Source organism: Pseudoalteromonas sp. NEC-BIFX-2020_015, assembly GCF_012952265.1.
Taxonomy (GTDB): domain Bacteria; phylum Pseudomonadota; class Gammaproteobacteria; order Enterobacterales; family Alteromonadaceae; genus Pseudoalteromonas; species Pseudoalteromonas neustonica.
This window is the reverse complement of sequence record NZ_JABCJL010000011.1, coordinates 12,557-26,215: the sequence shown is the minus strand read 5'-3', so window position 1 is coordinate 26,215 and position 13,659 is coordinate 12,557. Positions and strand designations below refer to the sequence as shown.

At 39.2% G+C, this 13,659-nt stretch carries 13 protein-coding genes; 7 read left to right on the top strand and 6 right to left on the bottom strand.

Annotated elements, in window-relative coordinates:
* Window positions 1-389 precede the first annotated feature (389 nt).
* From edd to HH219_RS10065, 4 genes are all read left to right on the top strand, one after another.
* Window positions 390-2,240 (top strand): phosphogluconate dehydratase, encoded by a 1,851-nt coding sequence (gene edd / locus HH219_RS10080; protein WP_054204669.1) that lies wholly within the window; start codon window positions 390-392, stop codon window positions 2,238-2,240.
* Window positions 2,241-2,272: 32 nt separating this feature from the next.
* Window positions 2,273-2,893, top strand: coding sequence for a bifunctional 4-hydroxy-2-oxoglutarate aldolase/2-dehydro-3-deoxy-phosphogluconate aldolase (locus tag HH219_RS10075; protein WP_054204668.1), 621 nt, complete (start codon window positions 2,273-2,275; stop codon window positions 2,891-2,893).
* Window positions 2,894-2,910: 17 nt separating this feature from the next.
* On the top strand, window positions 2,911-3,915 hold the full coding sequence (gap, locus tag HH219_RS10070; protein WP_054204667.1) for a type I glyceraldehyde-3-phosphate dehydrogenase: 1,005 nt from the start codon (window positions 2,911-2,913) through the stop codon (window positions 3,913-3,915).
* A 118-nt stretch (window positions 3,916-4,033) separates the two neighbouring features.
* Window positions 4,034-5,158: a sterol desaturase family protein gene (locus HH219_RS10065; protein ID WP_169327373.1), complete on the top strand. Its 1,125-nt coding sequence runs from the start codon at window positions 4,034-4,036 to the stop codon at window positions 5,156-5,158.
* A 412-nt stretch (window positions 5,159-5,570) separates the two neighbouring features.
* Here HH219_RS10065 and HH219_RS10060 read toward each other — a convergent pair whose 3' ends face one another.
* Window positions 5,571-6,641, bottom strand: a complete 1,071-nt coding sequence (locus HH219_RS10060; RefSeq protein ID WP_169327372.1) for a DUF3083 family protein — start codon at window positions 6,639-6,641, stop codon at window positions 5,571-5,573.
* A 250-nt stretch (window positions 6,642-6,891) separates the two neighbouring features.
* On the opposite strand from HH219_RS10060, the gene glnS reads away from it, so the two are divergent.
* Window positions 6,892-8,556, top strand: coding sequence for a glutamine--tRNA ligase (gene glnS, locus HH219_RS10055; protein ID WP_169327371.1), 1,665 nt, complete (start codon window positions 6,892-6,894; stop codon window positions 8,554-8,556).
* A gap of 72 nt (window positions 8,557-8,628) precedes the next feature.
* On the opposite strand, the gene fur is transcribed toward glnS, so the two are convergent.
* The 5 genes from fur to HH219_RS10030 form a co-directional block, all read right to left on the bottom strand.
* Window positions 8,629-9,069, bottom strand: a complete 441-nt coding sequence (gene fur, locus HH219_RS10050; RefSeq protein WP_054204663.1) for a ferric iron uptake transcriptional regulator — start codon at window positions 9,067-9,069, stop codon at window positions 8,629-8,631.
* Between the two features lie 185 nt (window positions 9,070-9,254).
* Window positions 9,255-9,782: a flavodoxin FldA gene (fldA, locus tag HH219_RS10045; protein WP_054204662.1), complete on the bottom strand. Its 528-nt coding sequence runs from the start codon at window positions 9,780-9,782 to the stop codon at window positions 9,255-9,257.
* Between the two features lie 14 nt (window positions 9,783-9,796).
* Window positions 9,797-10,075, bottom strand: a complete 279-nt coding sequence (gene ybfE, locus HH219_RS10040; RefSeq protein WP_054204661.1) for a LexA regulated protein — start codon at window positions 10,073-10,075, stop codon at window positions 9,797-9,799.
* Between the two features lie 2 nt (window positions 10,076-10,077).
* Complete coding sequence (locus HH219_RS10035) at window positions 10,078-10,299, bottom strand: DUF2788 domain-containing protein (RefSeq protein WP_054204660.1); 222 nt, start codon at window positions 10,297-10,299, stop codon at window positions 10,078-10,080.
* Between the two features lie 96 nt (window positions 10,300-10,395).
* Window positions 10,396-11,163, bottom strand: coding sequence for an alpha/beta fold hydrolase (locus HH219_RS10030; RefSeq protein ID WP_169327370.1), 768 nt, complete (start codon window positions 11,161-11,163; stop codon window positions 10,396-10,398).
* A gap of 129 nt (window positions 11,164-11,292) precedes the next feature.
* Between HH219_RS10030 and seqA the strand changes: the two genes are divergently transcribed.
* Entirely contained in the window at window positions 11,293-11,892 is a 600-nt protein-coding gene (seqA, locus tag HH219_RS10025) for a replication initiation negative regulator SeqA (protein WP_054204658.1), read from the top strand.
* Between the two features lie 11 nt (window positions 11,893-11,903).
* A complete protein-coding gene (pgm, locus tag HH219_RS10020; RefSeq protein ID WP_169327369.1) occupies window positions 11,904-13,541 on the top strand; it encodes a phosphoglucomutase (alpha-D-glucose-1,6-bisphosphate-dependent) in 1,638 nt (545 codons plus the stop codon).
* The last annotated feature ends 118 nt before the right edge of the window (window positions 13,542-13,659 follow it).

The window sequence follows — 13,659 nt, the reverse complement described above, 5'->3', positions numbered from 1 at the left end:
AAACGCCCAACGGGTTGGTTTAAAAGCGATTTATACAGCGTTATTGATTTTAACAAGGGAACAACCATTATTTGCAATCAATGCCTTGCCTAAATCGCTTTTAACTCCAACTGAAACTGCATCTTGAGGTGGCTTGGATATGTATTTTTCACGGTCATTATTTGGTCATGTTAAATAATTAAACTAAATTTAAGGGATAAGGTTGACACCGGTGTCATAGTCATGCGTTAATACAGTGACACCGGTGTCAGGTTGATTGTGAGAGACAACCTGACAACGTTATACCTTTGAACGGGTAAATCAAAGATGCTCAGTGCAAGTACATTCGTGGAGTATGTCCTTGCCACTGAGCCTTTATCCTCTAACCATAGAGATGGGTCGAATTTTTTATGTTGCATCCTCGTATTCAAGAAGTCACCGAACGCGTTATTGAACGCAGTAAAGCTACTCGCCAAGCCTATATAGCACGTATAAACCATGCAAAAAAACAAACAAGAGTCCGTTCTGGTTTAGGTTGTGGCAATATAGCCCATGTAATTGCTGCATGTAGTAGCGATGATAAAGCGCGCTTAAAAGCTGATGAACAGCCAAATTTAGCAATTATCAATTCATACAATGATATGTTGTCTGCGCATGTTCCATATAAAGATTATCCAGATTTAATTAAAAGCATTGCAACAAAGTACGATGCAACGGCACAAGTTGCCGGTGGTGTACCTGCTATGTGTGATGGTGTAACTCAAGGTCGTGATGGCATGGAGTTATCGCTTTTTTCACGTGATGTAATAGCGATGTCTACCGCGATTTCATTATCTCACGATGTATTTGATGGCGTATTTTGCCTAGGTGTATGTGACAAAATTGTCCCCGGTTTATTGATTGGCGCTTTATCGTTTGGCCATTTACCAGTGTACTTTATGCCTGCAGGGCCGATGCAGTCAGGTATTCCAAATAAAGAAAAAGCACGAATTCGGCAAAAATTTGCACAAGGTCTAGTTAGCCGTGAAGAACTATTAGAAGCCGAAAGCGCGTCATACCACAGTGCGGGGACTTGTACGTTCTACGGTACTGCTAACAGTAATCAAATGTTAATGGAGATTATGGGCCTGCACCTTCCAGGTAGCTCATTTATCAACCCATACACTGAGCTGCGCGATGGTTTAACCGGTAATGCAGTAGAAACCATGCTCAAACAATTAATTCAAAGCAAAGATGCTAATTGTTTAGCAGATGTAGTGACTGAAAAGACCATTATTAATGGTCTAGTTGGCTTGCTTTCAACGGGCGGCTCTACCAATCACGCGATCCACTTAGTAGCTATTGCAAAAGCAGCGGGTGTTGAATTGACATGGAAAGACATGTCTGATTTATCTGAAGTTGTACCATTGTTAACGCGTATTTATCCAAACGGTTCTGCTGATGTAAATCATTTCCAAGCAGCGGGCGGCATGGGTTTCCTTATGAGAGAACTTGTTAGCGCAGGGTTTTTACACAATGATGTGAAAACGATTGTTGGTGAAGGACTTGAAGCGTATACGCAAGAGCCGCGTTTAGACACTGATCACAACTTAATCATGAGTAGTGCAACAGGTCCAAGTAAAGTGAAGTGGATACCGTGTCCAGAAAACTCACTAGATGAAGACGTATTGCGCCCAGTTAATAATCCTTTTAGCAAGCAAGGTGGCTTACAGCTACTTACTGGCAACTTAGGTAAAGCGGTGATTAAAGTATCTGCAGTAGCTGTAGAGCATCAAGTTGTAACCGCGCCGGCAAAAGTATTTGCATCACAAAGTGCCTTACAAGAAGCGTACTCACGCGGTGAGTTAAACCAAGATTTTATTGCTGTTCTAAAAGAGCAAGGCCCGAAAGCGAAAGGCATGCCAGAGCTGCACAAGTTAACGCCGGTAATGGCAACCTTGCAAGATGAAGGTTACAAAGTAGCGATTGTTACAGATGGCCGAATGTCAGGTGCTTCAGGTAAAGTTCCTGCTGCAATTCACTTGGCGCCAGAGGCTGTTGAAGGAGGCATTATTGCTAAGATTCACGAAGGCGATTTAATCACTCTCGATGCACCAGCGGGTATATTAAAAGTACATGTAAGCGATGAAGAATTAGAAAAACGAGAACTACAACTAAGTGAAGCAAGCTTAACATTTGGTACAGGTCGTGAATTGTTCACCGGATTTAGAAACATTGTAAGTAGCGCAGACTTAGGCGCTAGCGCCTTTGGAATAGAATAATAATTCGCCAGACTGGGTATGAGGATCAAACAATGAGTATAGAAAAAATATTAGCATCGGCACCCGTAGTGCCAGTAGTGGTAATCGAAAAATTAGAAGATGCGGCACCACTAGCTCGCGCACTTTATAACGGTGGCTTAAAAGCTCTTGAAATTACTTTACGTACGCCTATTGCTGCTGAAGCTGTAAAGCTTATGAAAGCCGAAGTACCAGAGGCTTATGTTGGTACAGGCACCGTGGTTGACAAAGCAAGCTTTGATGCATCAGTTGCCGCAGGCGCTGACTTTATGGTGAGCCCTGGTGTAAATGATGAGTTACTTGCACTTGCGAAAGAATCAGACATTCCATTTTTACCGGGCGCCGCAACGCCAAGTGAAGTAATGAAATTAGCAAGCCATGGTTTTAAGTTTTTAAAGTTCTTCCCAGCAGAAGCTGCGGGCGGTACTGCCATGCTCAAATCAATTGGCGGTCCATTGCCACACGTTACATTTTGTCCAACTGGCGGAATTAGCCTTACAACAGCACCTAAGTATTTAGCGCTAAGCAATGTAATTTGTGTGGGTGGTACGTGGATGCTAGATAAAAAACTAATTGAAAATAAAGACTGGCAAGCCATTGAAGCGCTTGCTCGCCAAGCAAGTGAAATTAAATAATTAAAGGGGAATTTTAAATGATTAATGTAGCAATTAATGGCTATGGCCGTATCGGTCGCAATGTTTTACGTGCACTGTATGAGTCTGCACAAAATAACGAAATTAAAATTGTCGCAATTAACGATTTGGCACCCGCTAATGTTAATGCACATTTAACGCAATATGATTCAGTGCATGGCCAATTCTCTCATAAAGTTACGCTTGCAGATAACACAATGCTGATTGGTGATGACGTTATCACTTTAACGCAAGAGCGTGACCCAGCTAACTTACCGTGGAAAGCACTAAACGTTGATATCGTTTTAGAATGCACGGGTTTTTTCACTAAGCGTGAAGATGCAGCAAAGCATATTACAGCCGGTGCGAAAAAAGTAATTGTTTCAGCGCCTGGTACTAACTTAGACGCAACGGTAGTTCACGGTGTAAATAGCGACGTAATTAACGCTGATAGCAACATCATTTCAAATGCATCGTGTACGACTAACTGTTTAGCGCCAATTGCAAAAGCAATTAACGATACAGTAGGTATCGAGCAAGGTAGCATGACGACAATTCATGCTTATACAAATGATCAAAACTTATCTGACGTGTACCACCCTGATTTATACCGTGCTCGTAGTGCAACACAATCTATGATCCCGACTAAAACAGGTGCAGCAGCAGCCGTTGGTTTAGTATTACCAGAACTTGCTGGTAAACTTGACGGTATGTCAGTACGTGTACCAACAATCAACGTATCAGTCGTTGATTTTACGTTTATTACTAAGCGCGATACAACAACTGAAGAAATCAACGAAATAATGAAAGCCGCTTCTGTTGGTTCAATGAAAGATATTTTACAATACAACGAGCTACCGCTTGTTTCTATCGATTTTAACCATAACCCAGCGTCGTCTATCTTTGATGCAACGCAAACTAAAGCTAATGGCAAATTAGTTAAAGTTATGGCTTGGTATGATAACGAATGGGGTTTCTCAAACCGCATGTTAGACCAAGTTAAAGCGCTAGGTCAGTACTTGTAATAAGTACTCTTTAATAGTTTAGCTTTATCCAACAAAGCCGCGAATATCGCGGCTTTTTTGTATCTGGCATTAGGGAAATAATATGGTATTCTTGCGTTAGTTATAAAAGGAATTACTGATGATCAATACTCTAAAAGCCCATCTTTTTCGTACTAATCACCTGCAAATTGGTGAAGGTAATATTAGTGGTTACATCGCGTGTTTTTTAGCGATGCTTTCATGCTTAGGTGTGCTGGCTTTTCATTTCCCTGAATATTTAACAACGCCAGAATTGCGACAAAACTACAGTGTAGAATTCTTACGGCAATTAATGTTTGGCGCACTTTTATTAGCTGGGAGTTTGGGGCTACTCAACTTTATCCGCAATAAAAATAAACGCTTAGGTGCAACTGCATGGTTATTTGTTATTTTGGCAATTGCATTTGGTGGCCCTAATGTAGAAGTCACTAATTTTTCTGATAACACGCCCTATATTGGACTCGATTGGTTTATTTTAGATCTACTTGGTTCTACTTTGATTTTCATTCTTATTGAAAAATTATTTCCGCATCGTAAAGAACAAAAAATATTACGTAGTGAATGGCGGGGCGACTTAAATCACTTTTTTGTAAATCACCTTATTATTGGTTTTGTATTATTGGTTACTAATCACTTTGTCCATTATGGCTTTGGCTGGGCTGTTTCGACTACATTACAAAATTATATCGATCAATTACCGTTTATATTGCAAGTGGTACTAATTATATTAGTTGCTGATCTAATGCAGTATTTTGTGCATCGTGCTTATCACGAAGTGCCTTTTTTATGGCGTTTTCATGGTATTCATCACAGTGCAAAAGAAATGGATTGGCTAGCCGGTTCTCGTCAGCATATATTAGAGATATTAGTAACGCGCAGTTTAGTACTGACGCCTATTTTTGTATTAGGCTTTTCACAACAGGTGATCAGTCTTTATGTGATTATAGTTGGCTTTCAGGCTGTATTTAATCATGCGAATGTACAGGTTAAATTTGGCTGGTTGAAATATTTAGTTGTTACCCCACAGTTTCATCATTGGCATCATGCTTCAGATAAAGCTGCGATTGACCGCAATTATGCTGCCCACTTTTCATTTTTAGATTATGTGTTTGGTACAGCTGTTAAGGGGCAAAATGAATGGCCAAAGGCTTATGGAGTAGTTGGCGATTATGTACCTAATGGCATGTTAAAGCAGCAGCTATTTCCATTTAAAAAACAAAAATAGTCGTACCCCTTTGATGCCCTTAAACCAACAAATAAATACCCAAGCCACCTCAAGATGCAGAATTCAGCGTTCCACAGGGGCTTAATATCAAGGCGTTACTTTGCAATAATGGTCGTTCCTTTTAAGAAGTAACAACGTAGAAAGTAAGCCCCTGTGAAACGCCCAACGGGTTGGTTTAAAAACGATTTATACTGCGTTATTGATTTTAACAAGGGAGCAACCATTATTTGCAATCAATGCCTTGTCTAAATCGCTTTTAACTCCAACTGAAACTCGCATTTTGAGGTGGCTTGGGTATAGTAAAGCTTAAAATTAGAAGTGGTTCATATAATTCAATAGCTAAAACCATATTAAAAAAGTGCGGGGATCACGCACTTTTTGTATTTAGTTTTATGTAGAGTGATTATTACAATTATTCAAAGTAACTAATGTGTTGGAAAAAACGTACGGTAATATCTTGGCGTTCTTTATTTATTGCTAAGGGTTCTATCATTGCTCGAATAACACTTTCGACATGATTCATAAAACGACCATGGCCAATACCTTGCTCATCATTTTCGCTTGCAACAATCACAAAATGCATGGTCTCAACTAACTTGTCTGATTGCCAGTAGTGGCTGTATTGTTCAATATCGTCACCTGTTGCAAAGCTGAGTTTTTGCAGTTCTGAGTTACCGTCATTAGTATCAATTTTACTGTTTCTAACGATTGGAGTGGTTCCATTGGCAATCATTGATGCAAGGTTTAAATTTTTAGCCGTACATTCTTTAATAAATGCATCATAAAACTGTTGATAAAATTCATTTAGCGTTGGCTTATTTAATAAGTGCTGAAATTGAGTTTTTATAGTGCGGGTAATGGGTATCGCAAATGTTGCGTAGGTCATTTCGTTATGTTTGCTTGGCAGCGAGCAGTGACGGCTTTGATAGCGCTGGTGCAAGCCTCGTAGTTTATAACCGTAGCTTTCTTTAGAACCTTTTGCTTTGGCAAATAAATCGTATGTTAAATGCTGGTGGTCGCGCACTTTGATTTGGGCTTCTCCTTCAAGCAATGTATTTTGCAGTGTATTTAATACTTTTTTTACTTTGGTGTGAAATATAGCTGCATTTGATCGCAGCTCATCACCGGTTGCTAAAAATAGAAACCTAATCTTTTTGCTCGGTATTTCGCTATTGTTAAAGCATTTATGGGCTTCGTGATAGCGGGGGTTGTAAAAAAATAAAATTTGTTTTTTTGTTTGTAAATAGTAAGCCTCTTCATGAAACCTGACGACGGGTAGTTTATCATTAGCAATCAAGTGTACATTGTGTAATTCATATTCATCACACAAGGCAAATAGTTGGCGGGTTAAACGTTCATAGCACTGTTCGGTATATGTAAAGCGCGCATAAAAATTATCACTTGGTTTAAATTCAGCAAGAATATATTGGTTAGCTCTTGCTGTCGTTGGAATATAGACGCGGTTTTGTGAAAGTGAAGCCATTAATTTTCCCTAATAAAGTATGCTTTAATTACGCTACAGTAGCGCAATTGAATGACTATTTTATTGCGCTGGAACAAAAAAAATCGTATTGAGGGATATAATTATGCACAGGGTGCCTTTAGAACCTTGTATTTCTTATTAACGCCACAATATGTAGTAAACACGCCTACTTATTGCTGTATGTTAAGGTTTGTTTTTGTAATAATGCAGTAGTTTTGTCACCACGCAATATTCAGAGGATTATACTCCTATGGCGGAAATAGAGAATCGCCCAAGTAATTTTATTAGAACCCGAATTAATGACGATTTAGCATCAGGAAAACACGCATCTACGCATACACGTTTTCCACCGGAGCCAAATGGTTTTTTACACATTGGTCATGCTAAGTCAATTTGTTTAAATTTTGGTATAGCGCAAGATTACAGCGGTAAATGTAACTTACGTTTTGATGATACTAATCCAGAAAAAGAAGACATTAACTACGTACATTCTATTCAAGAAGACGTAAAGTGGTTAGGGTTTACCTGGGATGGTGAAATTAATTACTCATCAAATTACTTTGACGCATTGTACGGGTATGCGGTTGAGTTGATTGAGAAAGGCTTAGCGTATGTTTGCTTTTTATCACCAGAGCAAGCACGCGAATATCGCGGGACGTTAAAGGAGGCAGGTAAAAATAGCCCAACACGCGATACATCACCACAAGAGAATCTTGCGTTATTTGAAAAAATGCGTGCAGGTGAATTTAAAGAAGGTGAGTGTGTACTGCGTGCCAAAATTGACATGGCCAGCTCGTTCATGGTTTTGCGTGATCCGATTATTTATCGTGTTCGTTTTGCACATCATCACCAAACAGCGGATAAGTGGTGTATTTATCCAATGTACGACTTTACGCATTGTATTTCTGATGCGTTAGAAGGTATTACACATTCGTTATGTACGCTTGAGTTCCAAGATAATCGTCGTTTGTATGACTGGGTTTTAGACAATATTAGCCTTGAATGTCATCCACAACAGATTGAATTCTCTCGATTAAACCTTGAATACACGATTATGTCTAAGCGTAAGCTTAATGACTTAGTCGTCAATGGCCATGTTGAAGGTTGGGATGACCCTCGTATGCCAACAATTGCAGGTCTTCGTCGACGTGGTTATACGGCGGGTTCAATCCGAGAGTTTTGTACGCGTATAGGTGTAACTAAACAAGAAAACATGGTTGAAATGGGCATGTTAGAGGCCTGTATCCGTGAAGATCTTAATGAAAATGCACCACGTGCAATGGCTGTACTTGATCCAATTAAAGTTGTTATTGAAAATTACGCATCGGATACGGTTGAAACATTATCTGTTGCAAACCATCCTAATAATGAAGAGATGGGACGTCGCGATGTGCCGTTCACACGTGAAATATATATTGAGCGTGAAGATTTCCGTGAAGAAGCGAACAACAAGTTTAAGCGCTTAGTGCTTAATAAAGAAGTCCGTTTACGCGGTGCATATGTGATTAAAGCAGAACGTGTTGAAAAAAATGAAAATGGTGAAGTTACAACTATTTTCTGTAGTTATGACCCTGAAACACTTGGTAAAAACCCAAGTGATGGCCGTAAGGTTAAAGGTGTTATTCATTGGGTATCAGCAAGTGAAGCATTAACGGCTGAAGTACGTTTGTATGATCGTTTATTTAATGTACCAAACCCTGCAGCGGCAGAGGATTTTGCTACAACATTAAATCCTGATTCACTTATTGTATTGCCTAATGCAAAATTAGAACCATCGCTTGCAAATGCAGAACCTGCACAAGGGTTCCAGTTTGAGCGAACAGGTTATTTTAGTCGAGATACAAAATCAAAGAGCATCGTTTTTAACCAAACCGTTGGCCTTCGTGATTCGTGGACTAAAACAGAGCAGAAGTAATTCTGCTCGCGATTTAGCATCAGAAATAAAAAAACCTGCCAATGAGCAGGTTTTTTTATTTAACCGATAAAATTATTGGTTATCAGAGAACGCTTTACAGGCTGCAGTGTCTGTACACTCACCGTAAAGGTAAAGAGAATGGTTAGTAAGCTTGATACCATTTTCTTCTGATATTTCAAGCTGACGACGTTCAATCATCTCATCTTCAAACTCAATTACTTTACCGCATTTTAAACAAACAAGGTGGTCGTGGTGTGTGCTACCCGAAAGTTCAAATACTGACTTTCCGCCTTCAAAATGGTGGCGTGAAACAATACCAGCGTCATCAAATTGGTTAAGTACGCGGTATACAGTCGCTAAACCAATTTCTTCACCTAAGTCCAAAAGAATTTTGTAAACATCTTCAGCGCTGATGTGTTGGTTATCTGGAGATTGTAAAATCTCTAAAATTTTAATACGCGGTAAAGTAACTTTTAAACCGGCTTTTTTTAATTCCAAGTTGTGATCAGTCATTAAATCTGTCTCAATTTTATTTGGTTATACTAGACATCTTATAAAGATGTGCACGACACATTAGCAATAAATAGGATAACGCGCTATGCGATGAAGTGCAAAGAACAATTCAAAGAAACGTTCCTAAAAGCTTAAACGCTAACCAAAATATAGAACTTTAATAGGTCAGCGTCTAGTGGTTGCTATTAGTCAGCAAGTTCGCTTAAACACATCTCTTCAAAAATTTGTGCAGACCACGCTTTAACGCGTTGTTCTGTTAGTTCAGGTTGACGATCTTCATCAATACCTAAGCCAACAAAGTGCTTGTCGTCAGCCATGCCTTTAGATGCTTCAAAGTCGTAGCCCTCAGTTGGCCAATGCCCAACAACAATTGCGCCACGCTCAGACACAATATCATTGATCATACCCATGGCATCGAGGAAGTATTCTGCATAATCTTCTTGGTCTCCACAACCAAAAATAGCAACTAGCTTGCCATCAAAATCAACTTCTTCTAGCTCAGGAAAAAAATCATCCCAGTCACATTGCGCTTCACCGTAATACCAAGTCGGGATGCCAAATAAGATTAAGTCAAATTCTGCGATCTCTTCTTTTGAGCTTTTAGCAATGTCGTGCACAGCAACTAATTTTTTACCCAATTCTTTTTGGATCATTTTAGCTACGTGTTCTGTGTTACCTGTATCACTTCCGAAAAAAATACCTACACTTGCCATGGATTTAAAACCTTTTATCTATCAATAGCCAATCTTTCTTGTAAAATTGTTTCAATCAGCGCACTACGGCTAATATTTTGTGCATCGGCCATATCACTTAATGCTTGATACAGCTGTGACGAAACTTTAAATTCTACACGCTTTAAACCGCGTGCTTTGTCTCTTTTTATTTGATTACGTTTATTAACCTTTAACTGCATTTCCCTTGGAAGGGGATTCGTTTTAGGCCTACCTGGACGTTTCTCGTATTCAAATAAATCGAGCGTTGTTCTATCAGTCTCTGACTTTGCCATGCTTAACCAACACCCGCACCTTGCCAAAAAACTTGAATAAGTCCTTTTGCAATAAACCCTGAACAACCTAAAAAGAGTACAAGCCACACTACATAACGACCAAACTTAGGTACATTACCTTTTTTTAGTACATCTTGAATAGCCATACCGATAAAAAAGAACACACCGGCTAAGCCAAAATACAACCCTAGGGTATCAAATTCGTTAATTAACTGACTGACCATCAACGTATAACCTTTAAATTAAACGGCGCGTACTATAGCATAAAAAAAACCAATAATTTAGTAGCTGCAGCCAAAATTACGTGATTAAATTTTAACTTAATTAACCATTAAAAAATCAGTAATTGATTTATTAACCGCATGTGGTTTTTGTGCATGCAACCAATGCCCCGCGCCATGAATGATTTTTGCTTTAGCATTTTTAAATCGTGCTGTTATGGCAGCTCGGTATTGCGGCAATATATAGTCAGAGTCATTACCTTTAATAAATAAAGTATCGCATAAACAAGAATCATTATCTTCTAAATCTGTTAGAATATTACTATATTTTTGACTCAATGTTGGTAAATTAAAGCGCCACAGGTATTGACCCGATTCATTTTTAGCTAAACTTTTCAGTAAAAATTGCCTAACACCCAGCTCAGGGATAAACGCTTGCATGATTTGGTCGGCGTGTTTTCTGTCGGTGATTTGATGTGTTGCTACAGTGTTTAACGCAGTGAAAATATCATCATGGCGGCTTTGGTAAGCCACGGGGGCAATATCAAGCACAACGAGTTTATTGACCACGCAGGGGGTACTTAATGCTATTTGCATTGCTACTTTACCGCCCATAGAGTGGCCAACGAGGTGAGTTGTATTAATATTTAAATGGGTCATCAATCGTAAAACATCGTTTGCCATGCTAGGGTAATCCATGACTTCACTATGGGGTGATCGTCCGTGATTGCGCAAGTCAATATTCGTTACTGTGAAGTTATCACTTAGTGCATTGGCTATCACATTTAAGTTTTCGAGCGAACCAAATAGCCCATGAATCAAAACGACATCAGGCCCGTGTCCAGATTGTTTATAATTTAATAGCATGACATTCTCCAATAAAAGAGCGCGTAGTTTGCCTAGTGAAATAACAAATTGCAAAACATAGAGAATTAAATCAGGTTTGGGTATAATGCATTGGAATGAAAAAATGTGACCCGTAACGACAGGAAGAACATGAAAAAAATTGACATAGACGACGAGTTATATCAATACATTGCGAGCAATACGCAGAGCATTGGTGAAAGCGCATCCACTATTTTACGTCGTTTATTAAACCTCAACGGTGAAACAGTCTCAACGGCGAATAGTGAGCCGGAACTATCAGTTGCTCCCACAAAACAATCAACTAACAACGAATCACAAGCAGATAAAAGTGATCTACAAGCGCTTAAAAAAACACAAAGCAGTGCGACTGTCACACAAATGACTCAGCAAAACGCTAATGTTTTTAATATTCTAAATAAAGAAGAGTTAGCGATGCAAAAAGGTGTTGTTGGACGTTTTCTATTTATTTTGTCTGCTTTGCATCGAACGCATAAGGCTAATTTTTCAGCCGTTCTGGATGTACAAGGGCGTGATCGCGTTTATTTTGCAACCAGTAAAGAAGCGCTCGTTAACAGTGGAAGTAGTATGAATCCAAAAAATATCACTGACAGTGAATATTGGGTAATGACTAATTCAAATACAACACGTAAAAAAATGATGTTACACGAAGTGGCACTTGGCTTAGGTTACAGTGCTGAACAAGCCGAAAAAATTCGAGACTACCTATAAAAGGACATGTAATGGCGATTCATTCCGGTGCCGGGAAACCTGCAACACAATCTGATTTAGTGAACGTACCAAAATTAGTATCAGCTTATTATTTAAATGAGCCTGATTTAGAACAAAACCCTGAGCATTGTGTTGCTTTTGGTACATCTGGACACCGTGGCTGTTCATATGATGTGAAGTTTAATGAATCTCATATTCTCGCCATTACACAAGCGATTTGTGATTATCGCAAACAGAACAATATTTTTGGTCCACTTTTCTTAGGTAAAGATACACACGCTTTAAGTGAAGCAGCTTATAACTCAGCTATTGAAGTATTAGTTGCTAATGAAGTGCAAGTTATTACACAAGAGAATGACGATTTTACACCAACGCCAGTTATCAGCCATGCAGTTGTGTGTCATAACAAATTACACCCTAATGAATTAGCAGATGGGATTGTTGTTACGCCTTCGCATAACCCACCAGAAGATGGCGGCTTTAAATACAACCCACCCAATGGCGGTCCTGCGGATACCGATGTAACCAAATGGATTGAAGACAGAGCTAATCAACTTTTATTAGAAGATTTAGTTGAAGTAGAGCTTTTTCCGTTTGCTAAGGCTGCACGTTCTGGTTTTATTAAATATCAAGATTTAATGACGGCTTATATCGATGATTTAATCAATGTGGTTGATGTAGAAGCGATATCAAAAGCGAAAATTAAAATAGGTATTGATCCACTTGGCGGTTCGGGTATTAATTTTTGGCCCGTGATTGCTGAGAAATTCAATTTAGACCTAACGGTTGTAAATGACAACGTTGATCCACGTTTTGCGTTTATGCCACTTGATAAAGATGGCAAAATTCGTATGGATTGTTCATCGCCTTACGCAATGGCAAACCTAATCGCACTCAAAGATGACTTTGATCTTAGCATTGGTAATGACCCTGATTATGACCGTCACGGTATTGTAACCCCTGATGGTTTAATGAACCCGAATCACTTTTTAGCTGTAGCGATCGACTATTTATTAAATCATCGTAAGTGGTCTAAAGAAGTTCAAATTGGTAAAACACTTGTATCAAGCGCTATGATTGACCGTGTCGTTGCTCGTAATAACCGTCAGGTGCAAGAAGTACCCGTTGGTTTTAAATGGTTTGTAGAAGGCCTAAGTACTGGTACTTTAGCATTCGGTGGTGAAGAAAGTGCAGGGGCGTCGTTCCTACGTTTTGATGGTTCAGTATGGAATACCGATAAAGACGGTTTTATTATGGGCTTATTAGCGGCTGAAATTTTAGCTGTGACAGGCAAAACACCCTCTACACGTTACAAAGAACTTGAGCAAGAGTTTGGGGCTCCTTTGTATAAACGTATTGATGCACCTGCAAGTACAGCGCAAAAAGATCGACTTAAAGCGCTCAGTGCAAAAGACGTCACCGCAGATACACTTGCAGGTGAGCCTATTTTACAAAAACTAACCCATGCCCCAGGTAACAATGCCGCAATTGGTGGTTTAAAAGTGGTGACAGAAAATGGTTGGTTTGCTGCTCGACCGTCAGGCACGGAAGATATTTATAAAATCTACCTTGAATCATTCAAGGGTGAAGAGCATTTAGCATTACTTGAAAAGGAAGCTAAAAAGTTGGTTGATTCAGTGATTAGCTAACTGATATACGTAAACCGTCTCAAGATGCAGAGCTTGGCGTTTTCACAGGCGTTTATTATCAATACGTTACTTTGCAATAATGGCTGTCCCTTTTAATAAGTAACAACAATGAAAGGAA

Bases quoted from the DNA above. Each gene is read 5' to 3' on its own strand.
- HH219_RS10075 (WP_054204668.1), top strand. From the start codon at position 2,273: ATGAGTATAGAAAAAATATTAGCATCGGCACCCGTAGTGCCAGTAGTG.
- HH219_RS10060 (WP_169327372.1), bottom strand. From the start codon at position 6,641: ATGGCTTCACTTTCACAAAACCGCGTCTATATTCCAACGACAGCAAGA.
- fur (WP_054204663.1), bottom strand. From the start codon at position 9,069: ATGACTGATCACAACTTGGAATTAAAAAAAGCCGGTTTAAAAGTTACT.
- edd (WP_054204669.1), top strand. From the start codon at position 390: ATGTTGCATCCTCGTATTCAAGAAGTCACCGAACGCGTTATTGAACGC.
- glnS (WP_169327371.1), top strand. From the start codon at position 6,892: ATGGCGGAAATAGAGAATCGCCCAAGTAATTTTATTAGAACCCGAATT.
- seqA (WP_054204658.1), top strand. From the start codon at position 11,293: ATGAAAAAAATTGACATAGACGACGAGTTATATCAATACATTGCGAGC.
- ybfE (WP_054204661.1), bottom strand. From the start codon at position 10,075: ATGGCAAAGTCAGAGACTGATAGAACAACGCTCGATTTATTTGAATAC.
- gap (WP_054204667.1), top strand. From the start codon at position 2,911: ATGATTAATGTAGCAATTAATGGCTATGGCCGTATCGGTCGCAATGTT.
- pgm (WP_169327369.1), top strand. From the start codon at position 11,904: ATGGCGATTCATTCCGGTGCCGGGAAACCTGCAACACAATCTGATTTA.
- HH219_RS10030 (WP_169327370.1), bottom strand. From the start codon at position 11,163: ATGCTATTAAATTATAAACAATCTGGACACGGGCCTGATGTCGTTTTG.
- HH219_RS10035 (WP_054204660.1), bottom strand. From the start codon at position 10,299: ATGGTCAGTCAGTTAATTAACGAATTTGATACCCTAGGGTTGTATTTT.
- HH219_RS10065 (WP_169327373.1), top strand. From the start codon at position 4,034: ATGATCAATACTCTAAAAGCCCATCTTTTTCGTACTAATCACCTGCAA.
- fldA (WP_054204662.1), bottom strand. From the start codon at position 9,782: ATGGCAAGTGTAGGTATTTTTTTCGGAAGTGATACAGGTAACACAGAA.